This is a genomic window from Acidobacteriota bacterium, from assembly GCA_012729555.1.
Lineage (GTDB): Bacteria > Acidobacteriota > UBA6911 > UBA6911 > UBA6911 > UBA6911.
This window is the reverse complement of sequence record JAAYCX010000059.1, coordinates 1-14601: the sequence shown is the minus strand read 5'-3', so window position 1 is coordinate 14601 and position 14601 is coordinate 1. Positions and strand designations below refer to the sequence as shown.

Annotated in this window: 10 protein-coding genes; 8 read left to right on the top strand and 2 right to left on the bottom strand. The window is 64.7% G+C overall.

The window, feature by feature from the left end:
- Positions 1-71 precede the first annotated feature (71 nt).
- Together GXY47_11430 and GXY47_11425 are read right to left on the bottom strand one after the other, a co-directional pair.
- Positions 72-2096 (bottom strand): 3-hydroxyacyl-CoA dehydrogenase/enoyl-CoA hydratase family protein, encoded by a 2025-nt coding sequence (locus GXY47_11430; protein ID NLV31750.1) that lies wholly within the window; start codon positions 2094-2096, stop codon positions 72-74.
- 29 nt (positions 2097-2125) lie between these two features.
- On the bottom strand, positions 2126-3316 hold the full coding sequence (locus GXY47_11425) for a thiolase family protein (GenBank protein NLV31749.1): 1191 nt from the start codon (positions 3314-3316) through the stop codon (positions 2126-2128).
- A 664-nt stretch (positions 3317-3980) separates the two neighbouring features.
- Here GXY47_11425 and GXY47_11420 point away from each other — a divergent pair.
- The 8 genes from GXY47_11420 to GXY47_11385 form a co-directional block, all read left to right on the top strand.
- Positions 3981-6140, top strand: coding sequence for an acetate--CoA ligase family protein (locus GXY47_11420; GenBank protein NLV31748.1), 2160 nt, complete (start codon positions 3981-3983; stop codon positions 6138-6140).
- Between the two features lie 357 nt (positions 6141-6497).
- Positions 6498-6857 carry a hypothetical protein gene (locus GXY47_11415; GenBank protein ID NLV31747.1) on the top strand — a complete coding sequence of 120 codons (360 nt, stop codon included), beginning with the start codon at positions 6498-6500 and terminating at the stop codon, positions 6855-6857.
- 77 nt (positions 6858-6934) lie between these two features.
- Positions 6935-7090: a DNA-directed RNA polymerase gene (locus GXY47_11410; protein NLV31746.1), complete on the top strand. Its 156-nt coding sequence runs from the start codon at positions 6935-6937 to the stop codon at positions 7088-7090.
- Positions 7091-7286: 196 nt separating this feature from the next.
- Entirely contained in the window at positions 7287-9275 is a 1989-nt protein-coding gene (locus tag GXY47_11405) for a hypothetical protein (GenBank protein ID NLV31745.1), read from the top strand.
- A 142-nt stretch (positions 9276-9417) separates the two neighbouring features.
- Positions 9418-11538 carry an aspartate--tRNA ligase gene (gene aspS, locus GXY47_11400; GenBank protein NLV31744.1) on the top strand — a complete coding sequence of 707 codons (2121 nt, stop codon included), beginning with the start codon at positions 9418-9420 and terminating at the stop codon, positions 11536-11538.
- 13 nt (positions 11539-11551) lie between these two features.
- Positions 11552-12736: a hypothetical protein gene (locus tag GXY47_11395; GenBank protein ID NLV31743.1), complete on the top strand. Its 1185-nt coding sequence runs from the start codon at positions 11552-11554 to the stop codon at positions 12734-12736.
- Entirely contained in the window at positions 12736-14181 is a 1446-nt protein-coding gene (gene gatB, locus GXY47_11390) for an Asp-tRNA(Asn)/Glu-tRNA(Gln) amidotransferase subunit GatB (protein NLV31742.1), read from the top strand. Before GXY47_11395 ends, gatB begins: the two co-directional genes overlap by 1 nt.
- Positions 14182-14315: 134 nt before the next feature.
- Positions 14316-14601, top strand: a 286-nt coding sequence (locus GXY47_11385; protein ID NLV31741.1) for a hypothetical protein, incomplete at its 3' end; no start/stop codon positions are given.

The window sequence follows — 14601 nt, the reverse complement described above, 5'->3', positions numbered from 1 at the left end:
GGGGTTGGGATTCCGCGGGCCCCGGGAGGAGTCCCGGGACCCGCGGAAGGCTGTACGAGCCGCGGTTGCGGCTATTTGCCGAATTCGGGCTTTCTCTTCTGCAGGAAGGCGGTGACCCCTTCCTTGCAGTCCTTGGCGCAGGAGATGTCGCCCGCGCCCAGGTAGGCGATTTCCAGGGCCTCGCCCAGCGTCTTCGCCGCGGCGGCCTTGTTGATGACGCCGCCGATGATGCCCAGGATCTCCTTGCTGAGCGGGAGTTCCCCCGCCTTGGGGTCGTCGGGTACCGTGAACTCGGGAATCGCCACCGGCCCGTCGGCGATCCGGGGCACGTCGCCCTGGAGCCTGTCGACCTCGGCGATCGCCGCGTCGATCAACTCAGGGAAGCTCTTGGCCGTCTTCTTCACGATCCCGATCTCCACGGCTTCCTGGGCCGTCAGCCTTTCGGCCTTGCCGATCATGGCGTGGAACTTCGCCGCTGCCTGGGGCCACTTGCGGTAAGGGATCACCACGCCGCCCATCCCGGGAATCATCCCCAGGGTGATTTCCGGCAGCTGCATGAACGCCTTTTCCATCGCCACCATGCTATGGCAGCGCGAGGCCAGCTCGAAGCCGCCGCCCATGGCCAGCCCGTTGAGAGCCGCGACGACGGGCTTCTTCATCTGGTCGATGAACTCCAGGACCTTGGAATTGCCGCGCGACAGGGCCTGTCCCTTTTCGTTGTTGCCGAAGGTGGCGACGAAGCCGCCGATGTCGGCGCCGGCGCAGAAGGCCTTGGGGCCGTACCCGGTGATCACGAATCCCTTGACGCCGGAATCCGCCTCGCCCTTCTTGAGCTCGGCCAGGATCTCGTTGCAGGTGTGGTCACTCAGGGCGTTGGCCGCCTGCGGCCTCCGGATGGTGAGGACGGTCACGCCGTCCATCCGGTCGACCAGGATGTCCCGCGGGAAATCGAAGTACTGCTCGACGGGCTTGGTGGCCTTCGGGAAGCCGGGACGCTCGGCATCGAACCTCTTCATGATGTCGGCGATCTTTTCGGCGCCCAGGTCGACCATCAGGTCGAATACCCCCTTTTTATAGGCCAGCGCGATCACGCTGCCGAAATTGAGGTCGGTGGGGGTGCCGAGGTTCCTGTCTTCGATGTCGAAGGCCTGGGAGAAGACGGTGCCCAGGAAGCGCATCCGGATCCATTCCGCCGTTTCCGGGGCCACCTCCACCTTGGTGCGGGGCTTGTTGAACGCCCACTTGTCGACCGACAGCAGCAGCTTGCGCGGGGCGTAGGCCGGCCGCTCGGCCATTCTGCGGGTCATGGACGCGTGGGTCAGCGGGTTGCCGCCGCCCACGCCCGTAACGAAGAACGGCCCGGCGCCGAGGAACTCCTCGCTGATCGCGTCGACTTCCTTGCTGGTGGCCTTGTCCAGGCACCACGCCGCCTCGCTCGCCCAGGTCTCGAACAGCCGGTTGAGGAGGAAGGAGAAGACGTTGGACGCCGCGATCGGCGCCTTGCCGGTCGTGGCCATGAACCAGAGCAGGAAGTCGATGGTGTCGGCTTCCGCCTTGTCCCAGTTGACGACCTCGACCCCCATGCTGTGCCACGCGGGCGCGAAGAAATGGGTGATGGCCGTCCGTCCCGGGTGCTTGAGGTGGCTGAAGATCTGCTCGGCCGGGATGCCGCTGGTGTTGGAGGTCAGGATGGCGTCCTCGGCGACGATCGACTCGAGCTGGGTGAAGATCTTCTTCTTCAGTTCCACGGTCTCCGTCGCCGCCTCGATCACCAGGCTGCAGTTCTTGAGCTGGCTGTAATCGGAGGTGTAGACGACGTTGCCCAGGATGGCTTCGACCTGTTCGGGCTTCAGCTTCTTCTTTTCAACCCCCTTCTGGGCGTAGCTTTCGAACCGCTGCTTCGCCGCCTTCAGGGCGTCTTCGACCACGTCCACGACGTAGAGTTTCGACTGCGGGATGCCGGTCCGGAAAAAGTAGGCGATGTCGGTCCCGATGTTCCCGGCGCCGATCACCGCCATCTCCTTGGGCATCGGCCGCGAGGGGCGGATGAGGAACGGGTTGTTGAAGCTGGGGTACAACTTGTTGTTTGTAGTCATGGAATGTCTCCTGCAAAAATCATCTGCTGTTAGTTGACCTTGAACACCAGGGCGGCGCCGGAATCGCCCGCCGCGCAGCCGGCCACCAGCCCGTAACCGCCGCCTTTCAGCACCAGTTCCTCGACCAGTTCGATCGCCAGCCGCATGACCGTCGGGCCCTGCGGATGTCCGTAGATCAGCGAGCTTCCGTAGTTGTTGAAGATCTTGTCGTCGACGCCCATGGCCTTCCTCATGTAGAGGTCGTTCACCGAGAACGGGTTGTGCGTCTTGACCGCCTTGATGTCGGAGAGCTTGATCCCCGCCCGCTCCATCGCCTGCTGCGACGCCGGTACCGGCGCCATCGGCATGTGCGCCTTGTCCACCCGGGCGAACCCGAAGGAGCAGACCTGGATCGTGACGCCCTTGTCGGCTGAGAGTTCGGCGGCCTTGTCCTTGGTGGTGACGATCATGCCCGCGTTCCCGTCGGCCGCGTGGGTCTGGGCGCCGAAGGTCAGGATGGAATCGGGGGAGACCGTTCTCAACTTCGCCAGCCCCTCCGGGGTGGAGGCGATGATCCCCTCGTCCCCTTCCACGAGGATGGTCTTCTTGCGCGAAAGCTGCACTTCCACCGGGAGCATGTAGCGCTTCTGGAATTTCCGGTCATCGGCCAGCGAATCGGCGTACTTCTGGTACCGGGAGAGGACGATGGCGTCCGATTCTTCCCGCGTGAAACCGTTCTCCTTGGCGACGTTGTTGGCCGTACCCGTGGGGCTCGTTCCCGCCGTCGGGTCCATGCTGAAGCCGTCGACCATCCAGCTCTCGAAGTCCGGCTTTCCGCCAAGGCCCATGGGGTTCGGCCAGAGGAGGTTCGGGGAGTTCGAGGCCCGGTCGCAGGTGGCTACCAGCACGTTGGAGTTGACTCCCGCCTCGACGAAGGCCGCCGCCACCTTGATGGAGATGGTGGACGTGGCGCACGCCTGGGCCACCCGGGGGCCGCTGAGGCCGGGGTTGCCGATCTGCGAGGAGAAATTGGGGGCGTCGAAGAACCAGTTCTTCTGGGGAATGGTCGCGCCGAAAACGATGCTGTCGAAGATGTCGGGGGTGATCCCGCGCAGTTCAAAGAACTTTTTCGCGGTGGCCGCCGCCAGGTCTACGGCGTTCTGGTTTTGGAACGATCCCTGCCAGGCACAAAAGGGGGAGCTCCAGTATCCTTTGTAGGGGACATACACGTTTTTGAACATTTCCAGCTCCTTTCGATTACGTTATTAAGATCTAATGCTTGAGGACTGCTAAGTAATGCAGCTAGGAATGCAAGGCTCTATCGGGGCTTTGAAGCGGGCTATGCGTTTTCGCAAAAAAAGCATGATATCCTGAATCGTCGCCCCCGATGCTTGAAACCATCACGGCATGGACGATTTCCAAGCCTCAACACACTCGCGGCGGCCACGGGGCCGCCGATTCCGAATTAGTAGCGCCGGTAAACCCGGGGATTCGTCACCATGGGAACTACGTGGAAGGATTCGCCACTCGATGGCCCACCCCGTACCCGCTATCGTCTCGCTGCTCCGAAATCCCGGACGTGCGCCCGTAAACGCAGATACGCACGCAAAAAGCGGATTTCATAACTTAGAATAGGAGAGTCGGAGAATCATAGTCAAGCCCCAAATGCCGGGCTCCGGCAAGGGATAAGCCCCGGGCGGAAAGTGCTTGACAGCGCGGAAATGGGTGTAGATAATATGGAACTTGGTTCCATTGCGCGGAACAGTATGGATTTTACCTTCCTGTAAAAATAAACCTCGCCGACATCGCGTGCCCGAGTTTTTTTACATCGAGGACAGGCCCAATGACCGGCAAATGCGCTATAAATAACTGAAAAATAAAGAATAAAAGATACAGGAGAGACGCATGGAAAAGATTTCCGCATTAGACGCATTCTTCAGACCGAAAAGCGTGGCCATTGTCGGCGCATCCTCCGATCCCAAAAAGCCGGGTTTTACCGCGCTCAAGAACCTGGTGTCCATGGGCTATAAGGGGAAAATTTTCCCGATCAACCTGCGGGAGGAATCGATCCTGGGATATCCCTGCTTCAAGAGCGTGCTCGACATACCGGAGCCGGTCGAAGCGTGCGTTCTGCTCGTGAGCGCGGACCTCACCATGAAGGTGGCCGGGGAACTGGTGGAGAGGAAGAACAAGTTCAACGACGTGACGGCCGCCGTCTGCATGTCGGCCGGTTTCGGCGAACTCGGCACGGCCGAGGGGAAGCAGCGCGAGCAGGATCTCGTCCGGCAGCTCCGATCGGCTTCCATCCGCCTCATCGGCCCGAACTGCGTGGGGATGATCGACGCCTACAGCGGCTTCAACACAAGTTTCGACATCCCGTCCTACCCGAAAGGGGGGTTGAGTTTCCTGACGCAGAGCGGCGCCCTGGCGACCTCGTTTCTGTTCTGGGCGGGAGGGCTTGAGCTGGTCGGGTTGAGCAAATTCGCCTCGATCGGCAACATGGCCGACGTCGACATGGCCGAACTGCTCCTCTACCTGAAGGACGACGATTCGACGAAGGTCATCGGGATCTACATGGAGGGGCTGCCCCAGCCGCGGGAGTTTTTCCGGACCGCCCGCGAGGTCGCCGCCGTCAAGCCGATCGTGGTGCTCAAAGCGGGGAAGAGCGAAATGGGGACGGCCGCGGCCCTCTCCCATACCGGCGCCATCGCCGGCTCCGACGCCATCTACGACGGGGCCTTCCGGCAGGCGGGCCTGGTGCGCGCCCGGAGCGTGGCCGAGTTTTACGACCTGATGCGGGCGTTCGAGCGGCAGCCGGTGCCGGAGGGGAACCGCGTCTGCGTGCTCACCCACATGGGCGGCCCGGGGACGCTGTGCATCGACGAAATTTCGGCTGCGGCGACGCTGGAAATGGCGACATTCTCCCCGGAGACCCGGGACGCCATCAGGGCCGTCTGTGCTCCGATGGCCAATGTCGGGCATCCCGACGGTTATGTCGACCTGACCGCCGCCCACACCGAAAAGCTCCACAACCAGGTGCTGGGGCACCTGTTCGCCGAGCCCAACGTCGACATGGTGCTGCAGATCCTGGCGCCGAGCGCGTTCCTGGAGCAGAAGCTGCTCGCGGAGGAGATCTCCGCCGCCTATCGCTCCCAGGCCGGGAAGAAGACGTTCCTCAACGCCGTCACCTTCGGCAGTTTCGCCCTGGAGGCCCGCAAGGGGCTCGAAGGGGCGGGGCTCCCCACGGTGGAATTCCCCGATGCCCTGGCCCGGGTGGCGGGAAGCATGGCTGGGTACGGCGCCTTCCGCCGTTCGGCGGCGGCACACCCCTGGACTCCCCGGGCCAGCGGCAGCGAAGCGGTCGATGCGACGGCCCGGATCCTCGCCGCTGCGGCCGGGAAGGGGCAGGCGGGCCTGCTCGAGCCCGAGGCCTACGAGGTCTGCGCGAAATACGGCATCCCCACCTCCCCCTATAGCGTGGTCGATACGCTCGAGGAGGGGATCGAGGCGGTCGGGCGGGTGGGCTACCCGGTCGTGCTGAAGGTGGTCTCCTCCGAGATCATCCACAAGTCGGATGTCGGCGGGGTGGTCCTGGGGATCACCTCGGAGGACGCCTTCAGGCAGGGGTATCAGAAGTTGGTCGGCAACATCCGGGCGGCCTTCCCCCACATCACGCAGCCGAGGGTGCTCATCCAGAAGATGATGCCTTCCACCACCGAACTGGTGATGGGGGCCATCCGGGACCGGCTGTTCGGTTCCGTCGTGATGTTCGGCCTGGGAGGGATCTATGTCGAGGCACTGAAGATGGTCAACTTCCGGCTCCTGCCCCTCGGGCCCGGGGAAGCCAAGGACCTCGTCCGCCAGACGCTCCCGCCCGCCCTGCTCAAGGGGGTCCGGGGCAGGGGGCCGATGAACCTCGACTCCATCGCTTCGATCATGGTGGCCCTCGGCCGCCTGCTCGAGGAGCAGCCGCAGGTCGCGGAGGTCGATCTCAACCCGATCCTCCCCTTCGAAGACGGGTGCGTGGCCGTCGATGCGCGCATCATCGTTTCCAAATCCCGCTGAGGTGAAGAAAAGGGGGGGCGCGGCACGGTACCGGCCGCGTTCCCCCGGTTTCGCTCTCCCGCCCCGGAACCGGATCGGCATCCCCCCAGGGAGTGCACAATATCCGGGCAAAGCGGTGAAACCTTCCTGATCGAAACAGTTAGCCTGTGATTATTGGCGAAATCCACAGATTTTTCCACAGACCTTGTGGATTCCGTTCCTGCCCGCCCCGGCGGAAGAACAATAATAAATCGGACGAACGGGGCGAAGTGTACTATCATTAACAGGTCAGACCGCGATCCTCACCCGTAAGGTCAGGCTCAATATTCTGGATTTCCTCATCCGATCCCAGAATTCAACGAAAGGCAGCAGGGCGGCATGAAAGATGAATCGAGCGTCACCCCGTCTCCGGACACGGACGGAACTGACAGCGACGTGGTCTCCCTCCTCCGGGACTTGCAGCGGCAGGTGCTGTCTCTGGAAAGAAAGATCGACCTGTTGAGCGGCCAGCTGCAGGAGCGGCCCCGCCGGGAAAGTCCCCCCGACCGGCCGTTCCGCAAAAGGGCGTTTTACGGGTCGGCCGGCGCTTCCGAACGTCCACATCGGCACGGCGGAGGGGATCGGCACGGCCCGAAAAAAGGGGCGGCGGCGCGTGAACCCTTCTACGAGAAACGTCCCCACGGCAGGAAGCCGGGCCCGGGGAAGAAACGCTTTCCCACCAAGCGCAGGGACCAGTAATAGACCATGGGCCCGGGGGAGTGCCCGCGCGGCCGGCAACGAGTGCAGTAAAACACCAACATCAATGGAGAATCAAAATGGCTTTCAGAGACAGACAGTTCGACAGGGGTCCGAGGGAAATGCATAAGGCCATATGCGCCGACTGCAAAAAGGAATGCGAAGTTCCGTTCAAGCCCAGGGAAGACCGCCCGGTTTACTGCCGGGACTGCTTCGCCAAGCATAAGGACCGCTGATCGTTCCTCTCCTCGTTTTATCGGTGCCGGCCCGTTCGAGGGCCGGCATTCCCCCCGGCTTCCGAACCCTTTCCGCCTCCGCCCGCCGGGGGGGGCGAAATACTATCCATTAAGTAATAAAATATATGATCCCGGTGAAATGCCTCCCTGTACCGGTTCGTATAGCTGTTTATGGGTATGAATGGGAAATCGCCTCATGAATAGAGCAGGCAGATGCGGTTTGTGGGCCGTCCTGGCCCTTCTGATTCAATTTCACGCGGCCACGGGAGAAGAGGGGGGTGGGGAGGACGGGGATGTCCAGACCTGGACCATCCTCGGCCGTGTGCTGACATCGGGCGAGGACCCGCTCGAGGGCGCCGTCGTATCCCTGGACACCCCGCTTTCGCCCTTCGGCTCCATCGTGATGGAGACCGGTCCGGGAGGGGAATTCGAGACCGAAATCAGCATCGTAGGCGGCAAGGCCATCCGCCTGAGGGGCCTCCTGTCCGCCAACAAGGCCGGGTACGTGGCTGGGCGGGAGATGCTGGATCTCGAAGCGAACAGGGGAGATGTGCCCATCGATATCGTGCTGCGCACGACCGACGAGGAGCCGGAAGGGATCACGCCGGAAGTGCTGATCGCCAGGTTCGCCCCTCGGCTGAAGGACGATGCCGCGGCGAAATACCCCGGGGAGGGGAGCAGCGAGGAATTTGAGCGCGGGTGCGAGGCTCTGATCGTCAAGCGCCAGGCGGTGGATGCGGTCCCCCTTCTGCAGACAGTGGCCGGGCGCACTCCCGATTGCCTGGAATGCCGCCTTCTGCTCAGTCTGGCGTTGCTCGACGCCGGCAGCTGGACCTCGGCCAACAACCGACTGGTCGAGGTTTCCGAGAAAAACAACGCGGAAGCCGCCCCCCGTCCCGAACCCGATATCCTCATGGGGGTGCTGCGGTCCTGGCGGGGGGAGATCAAGGACGCCGTCGCGTCCTACCTCCACGCGCTCGAATTCGAGCCCGGGAATGCCTTCGCCCTGCATGAACTGGGGCGCATGCTGGTGGCCCAGGGGAACTGGGAAGCCGCGGACCACTACCTGGAAAAAGCGATCCTGGCCGGGGCCGACGACGGCGCCCGGATCCTGCGGGCGGAGGCGCTGCTGGAACTCGGCGACGCGGCCGAAGCGAACCGGGAAATGGAGAGCTACCTCGAAAAGCGCAAGCTCAAGGTCCTCCCGCGTGATATCCGCGCCCTGCACTCCCGGTTGCACGACCGCCTGACCCTGCTTGCGCAGGAACAGGTCCGCTCGGTGATCGCCTATTCCCCCGGGGAACTCCTCGAGAGGTTTCCCGCGCTGCAGGGGCTGGAAGCGGCATCGGACCAGGGCCCGCTCGAAGATATCCTGGCACGGACGGGCGGCTGCGTGGAGGAGTTCTTCGCCAATATGACCAATACCGCTTCCCGGGAGCAGGTGCACCAGGAAAGGCTCCGCAAGGACGGCAAGGTCACCGACGCGCTCGATCAGGAGTTCATGTACATCATGCTGGCCGATTCCGGGGGCGAGGGTTTGGGGATCAAGGAATACCGGTCCACCGAATCGGGACGGGACACCACCATGGGGGGGCTCAAACACGGCTTCATGCTCACCTCGGGATTCGCCTCCGTCCCCTCGCTCTTCCACCCCGCCAACCGGAAGGGGGCCGACTTCCGCTATCTGGGCCGACAGGGGATCGACGGCCGGGAGACCGACGTGGTGGCTTTCGCCCAGAAATCGGAGAGCGCCAGGGCCATGACGCGCTTCATCACCGACAAGGGAAGCTCCCTGATTCTCGTGCACGGGCTGGCGTGGATCGATGTCGAAACCTCCCGCATCCTGAGGCTGTCCACCTACCTCCTCAATCCGCTTCCCGAAGTCCGCCTTCAGAAGCTGTCGACGGAAATCCGGTTCCATGGCATCGAATTCGCCGGGATCGACGAGCCGCTGTGGCTTCCCGAGCAGGTCGGGATTTCGGTAGACTGGCGCGGCCGCCTTCTGCGCAACCATCACCGTTACTCCGATTTCAAGATCTTCAACGTGGAAAGCCGGGACGAAAAGAAGAAGCTCACCGAGAAGGACGAGCAGCGCCTGAAGGAAATGTCGGCCGGACTGCCGGCCGACTCCGGGTCGGAAGCCCCGGCCGAGCCCCCGGCGGAGCCCCCGTCCGAACTCCGGTAAGAATCCCCGTTGCCGGACAGGTGCGCGAAAAGGGGTGTCCCCTCCCTTTTTTCAGTGTAAGATTCCCCCTTTGGTTCGACGGTTTTCCCCGGGCCCGACGGGGATGTGTGGCTCTGCAGGTTCAAGGGAAAGGATCGTGTGCATGCGTTTTTCGCAACGTGTTTTTTGCGGGGATCTGACCGCGGGGGATGTCGGGCGCCCGGTGCTTCTTGCCGGCTGGGTGGACGCCTTCCGGGATCACGGGGGTCTGCTCTTCGTCCACCTGAGGGACCGCAGCGGCATCGTCCAGGTGGTCTTCAGCCCCGAAATCGCCTCCGCCGAGGTCTGTCGGGAAGCGGCCGAACTGCGGGCGGAGTACTGCGTTTCCGTCACGGGCGAAGTCAGGAAACGGCTGGAGGGGACGGAGAACCCGAATATCGAAACCGGGGGCATCGAGGTGATGGCGACCGGGCTTACCGTGCTGTCGGAATCGGAGGCGCTTCCTTTCACGGTTTCGGACAAGGCCATGACCGCCGGTGGAACGTCGCTGCGGCGCGACGCCGTGGGGGAAGAGGTGAGGCTGGAGTACCGGTATCTCGACCTGCGCCGCGCCCCGATGCGGGACAACCTCGTCGCGCGGCACCGTATCTTCCAATGCGTCCGGCGGTTCCTCGATTCCCGGGGCTTCATCGAAATCGAAACGCCCATGCTGACGATGAGCACGCCCGAGGGGGCGCGCGATTACCTGGTCCCCAGCAGGGTGCATCCGGGGAATTTCTATGCCCTCCCCCAGTCCCCCCAGCTCTTCAAGCAGCTGCTCATGATCGGCGGGATGGAGCGTTATTTCCAGTTGGCCCGCTGCTTCCGCGACGAGGACCTGCGCCCCAACCGACAGCCGGAATTCACGCAGCTCGACCTGGAAGCGTCCTTCATCGACGAGGAGATTCTCTACAGCCTCATCGAGGAGCTCACGGTGGAAATGTTCGCCGTCGGGGGGATCGAGCTCCCGCGCCCCTTTCCACGCATGACGTATGAGGAGGCGATGGAAACCACCGGGAGCGACCGCCCGGACCTGCGCTTCGGCCTCCGTTTCGTCGACGTGACCGATGTCTTCCCCGGGACCGGCTACGCCATCTTCCGGCGGATCCTCGAGCAGGGGGGGTGCATCAAGGGGATCAACGTCAAGGGGGGATCGGGCCGGCTCAGCAAGAACGTGCTCCAGAATGAATACGCGAAGGAGATCGTGCCGTCGTTCGGGGGGCGCGGGATGACGTGGATGCGGGCGGAAGGGGGAAAACTGGAGTCCAACATCGTCCAGTTTTTCAGCGCGGACGAACTGGACGCCCTGCGGCGCAGGTTCGACGTCACCGACGGCGATGTCCTCATCCTGGTCGCCGATGCCTCGCCGAAGAGCGTCACCTCGGTCCTCGGCCAGCTGCGGCTCCACCTGGCGGAGCGCCTCGGATTGATTCCCGCGGGGAGCTTCAGCCCGGTCTGGATCACGGAGTTCCCCCTGTTCGAAGCCACCGGGGAGGGGGGGGTGACCTCCAGCCACCACCCCTTCACCGCCCCCGACCGTACCGATTTCGACCCGAAGAACATTGGAGAACTCCTGTCGCTTCGCTCCCGGGCTTACGACCTGGTCATGAACGGGGAGGAACTGGGGGGGGGGAGCATCCGCATCAGCGACCGCGACCTGCAGAGGAAGATCTTCACCGCCCTGGGCCTCGGCGAGGAGGAGACGCGGGAGAAGTTCGGGTTCTTCCTGCGCGCGTTCGATTTCGGCGCGCCGCCGCACGGCGGGCTCGCGCTGGGGATGGACCGCACGGTGTCGATGATCCTCGGGACCCCCTCGATCCGCGAAGTGATCGCCTTCCCCAAAAACCGCAGCGCCGCCTGCCCCATGACGGGAGCCCCGGCGAAGGTGAAACGGGAACAGCTCGCCGAACTGGGGCTGCTGAACCTGGGCGGGGCGGAGCTGTTGCGCGGTGCCGGCGGGGAGAAGACCCTGGTCGATCACCTCTCCTGGGTTTCGCGCATCGGCGTCGGCGCCGACGAGCGTCCGGCGGTGGAAGAGGTGCTCGGGCAGGCGGAGGAAATGGCCTCGGCGGCCGGGCGGAACGCGGGAACGGAAGAACCGGTCCGGACCGTTGTACCGGTAGCCAACCGCATGCGGCCGGGAGACGAGGCCAGGAGGAACGAGCTGGCCGAATCGGGGAAACTGCTCGAGAGCGCTCCCGAAGTCAAGGGAGGGTATTTCAAGGTAGTCGGCATCCTGGAATAGGAAAGGAAGGTTCATGGAATCCGTTTTCGTCTATCGCAACCCCGAGCCCGCCCCCCCCGGGGACGGCACCCTTGCGGGGCTGCGGGTGGCGGTCCAGCCGAATATCTCGGTAACGGGCTGGCCGACGGAGGCCGGCTCCCGGGCGCTGGAGCGTTACCGGGCGGTGGAGGACGCCACCCTCATCCGGCGGCTGCGCGCGGCGGGCGCTCACCTGTGCGGATCGACCCGGATGAGCGAATTCGGGTTCGGGCTCGAGGGGAGCCGGGCGGGCGAGAGCGTTGCCCGCGCCGAAGCCGACGCCGAACTGGTCCTGGACCTGATGGGCGAATGCCGGGCGGCCGGCCTGCGGGAGGGGGTGTGCGCCTTCAAACCCAGCTACGGGCTGATCTCGCGGCTGGGCATGATCGGCTTGATCCCGTCGATGGAATGTTGCGGGATCCTGTCCGGGAGGGTCGACGTCATCCGTAGGCTCCTGACCGTCATGGCCGGACCGGACGGTCTCGATTTTTCCCTGCCGGAGGAACCGCCCCCCGATTTTTCCCCCGGCGCCTGCCGTCCGGCGGCCGTCATCGGGGTCCTCGCCGAGGCCCGGGACCCGCTCCCCGAAACGGAGAGGCGGGCGTTCGATGCCGCCCTGGGGAAACTGGAGAGCGCGGGGTTTCTCCTCCGGGAGCTTTCGCTCCCGGATTTCGCCCTCTTTCCGCTCGTTCACGGCATCGTGGGCTCCGTCGAGGCCTCCTCCTCGGCCGGCCGGTACGATTCGGTGCGCTACGGGATCCGCGCCCCCGGAGCGGGGAACTGGAACGACATGTACCTCGAGTCGCGGCGGGAGGCCTTCGGCCTGGTGGTGAAGAGCTACCTGCTGCAGGGGGCGTTCTTCCAGTTCAAACGCTACGGCGCCTACGAAGACGCCTGCCGCATCCGCGCGCGCCTGCTCCCCGGCATGGACCGACTGCTCGGAGAGGCGGACCTCCTCGTTCTTCCCGCTCCCGGCGCGGCGCCGCGCGCCGGCCGTCTCGGGGAAGTCCTGGCGTCGTTCAACCTGTCGATGTTCGCCAACGTGACCGGTCAACCGGTCCTCTGCCTTCCCGCCGGTGAGCGGGGGGGGGCGGGAATTCAGCTGGCGGGCGCCCGGCGCGGGGACGCGCGGGTGCTGGAAGCGGGGGAGCGGCTTCTGAATCTGCGCGGGAGGGAGTGATGGAATTCGAAGCCGTCATCGGCCTGGAAATTCACGTGGAGCTCAATTGCGCCACGAAGATGTTCTGCGACTGTCCCAACCGTCCCGGCGACGAACCGAACCGGAACATCTGCCCCACCTGCCTCTGGCTTCCGGGCGCGGCGCCGAGGCTCGGCCGCGCGGCGCTCGAGAAGGCGGCCCTCGTTTCCCTGGGGCTGGGGGGAGAACTGCAGCCCAGGAGCGCGTTCGACCAGAAGGTGTACTACTACCCCGACCTGCCCAAGGGGTACCAGCTGTCACAGGCCCACCTCCCCCTTTCCCGCGGGGGCGGGGTCGAAATCGAGGACGGGCGGGGGGGGCGGAAAACGCTCCGCATCCACCATATCCACATGGAGGAGGATGTCGCCCGTCTGGTGCATGACACGGAGGGGCGCACCCCCGTCGGCCTTGTCGACTTCAACCGCGCCGGGGCGCCGCTGGTGGAAATCGTCACCGAGCCGGACTTCCGTTCCCCCTCCGAGGCGATGGAGTTCCTGAAGACGCTGCGCACCCGGGTGCGCTGCGCCGGGGCCTCCGACTGCAGCATGGACAACGGCACCATGCGCGTCGACGCCAATATCTCGATCCGCCCGCGGGGCTCCGCCGTGTTGAACACCAAGGTGGAGGTCAAGAATATGAACTCCGTCCGGCACGTGGGGGACGCCATCGCCTTCGAGATCGCCCGCCAGCGCGCCGCGGTGGAAGCCGGGGAGGAGGTGGTGCTGCACACGCGCCTCTGGGACCCGGACCGGAAGGCCACCCTCCCGATGCGGGGCAAGTTCGAGGGGCCCTGCGTGCCCGATCCCTCGGTCCCCGTCATCGAGCTCTCCCCCGAATGGATCGCGCGGATGCGGGCGAGGCTTCCGGAAATGCCCGATGCGCGGGCCGCGCGCATGGCGGCCGCCTGCGGATTTTCGGTCGAGGAGGCGCGCTTCCTGTGCGCCGAGACGGAGGTAGCGGAGTATTTCGAGGCCCTGGTGAGGGAAGGGGTCGCCCCGCGCATGGCCCTGCACTGGATGGCCACCCAGCTCCTGCCCGCGCTCAGGGAGAGGAAGCTCGACCCGGGCCGGTCGCCGGTCGATCCCGGGCGGCTGGCGGCGCTGCTCGGGATGCTTTCGCGGGGGGAGATTCATTCGGGAGCCGCACGGGAGGTGCTGCTCGGGATGTTCGAGTCGGAGGAAGCGCCCGAATCGCTCGTTAACACCGGTGCCCTGCGGCAGGAGTCCGATGCCGGGCGCCTGGCGGCCCTCGTGGACCAGGTCCTGTCCCATCATCCGGCCGCCGTCCGGGATATCCGCCGCGGCCAGGGGAGGGCCATCGGTTTTCTGATCGGCCAGGTCCTGCAGGCTTCGGGCGGGAGGGCCAACCCGCGGGTGGTCCGGGAGCTGCTGCACCAAAGACTCTCCAGCGGGGACGGACCAGGATAACCGTTGTCGTATGAATGGCTGCGGGAAACCTGGACGCCGCCGGCCATTTCCGGCTGAAACAAATCCCCGCCAAAGATGTCTGAGGGAGTGTCGGCCTTTTTTTTTACGACCACACATTCGCGGGAGGACACGTCATGAGACCGAAACCGTGGCTATGGCTTCTGACCTTTGCACTTTTGGCGGGATATCCGGCCGCCGCCCAGCGCGGCCAGGACCGGGACGACCGGAACCGGGGCAACCGCACTTCCCAGGAGGAGAGGGAAGCCGCGCGGGAGCGGGAGCGGGAGTGGCGCGAATACCTGAAGGAGCGGAGGAAGGCGTACAAGGAGGAGGCGCAGGCGACGCGGGAGGAACGGCGTGAGTTCGAGCAGTACCTGCGCGGCCGTTCGAAGGACGAGCGTGAAGCCCTCAGGGAGCGGG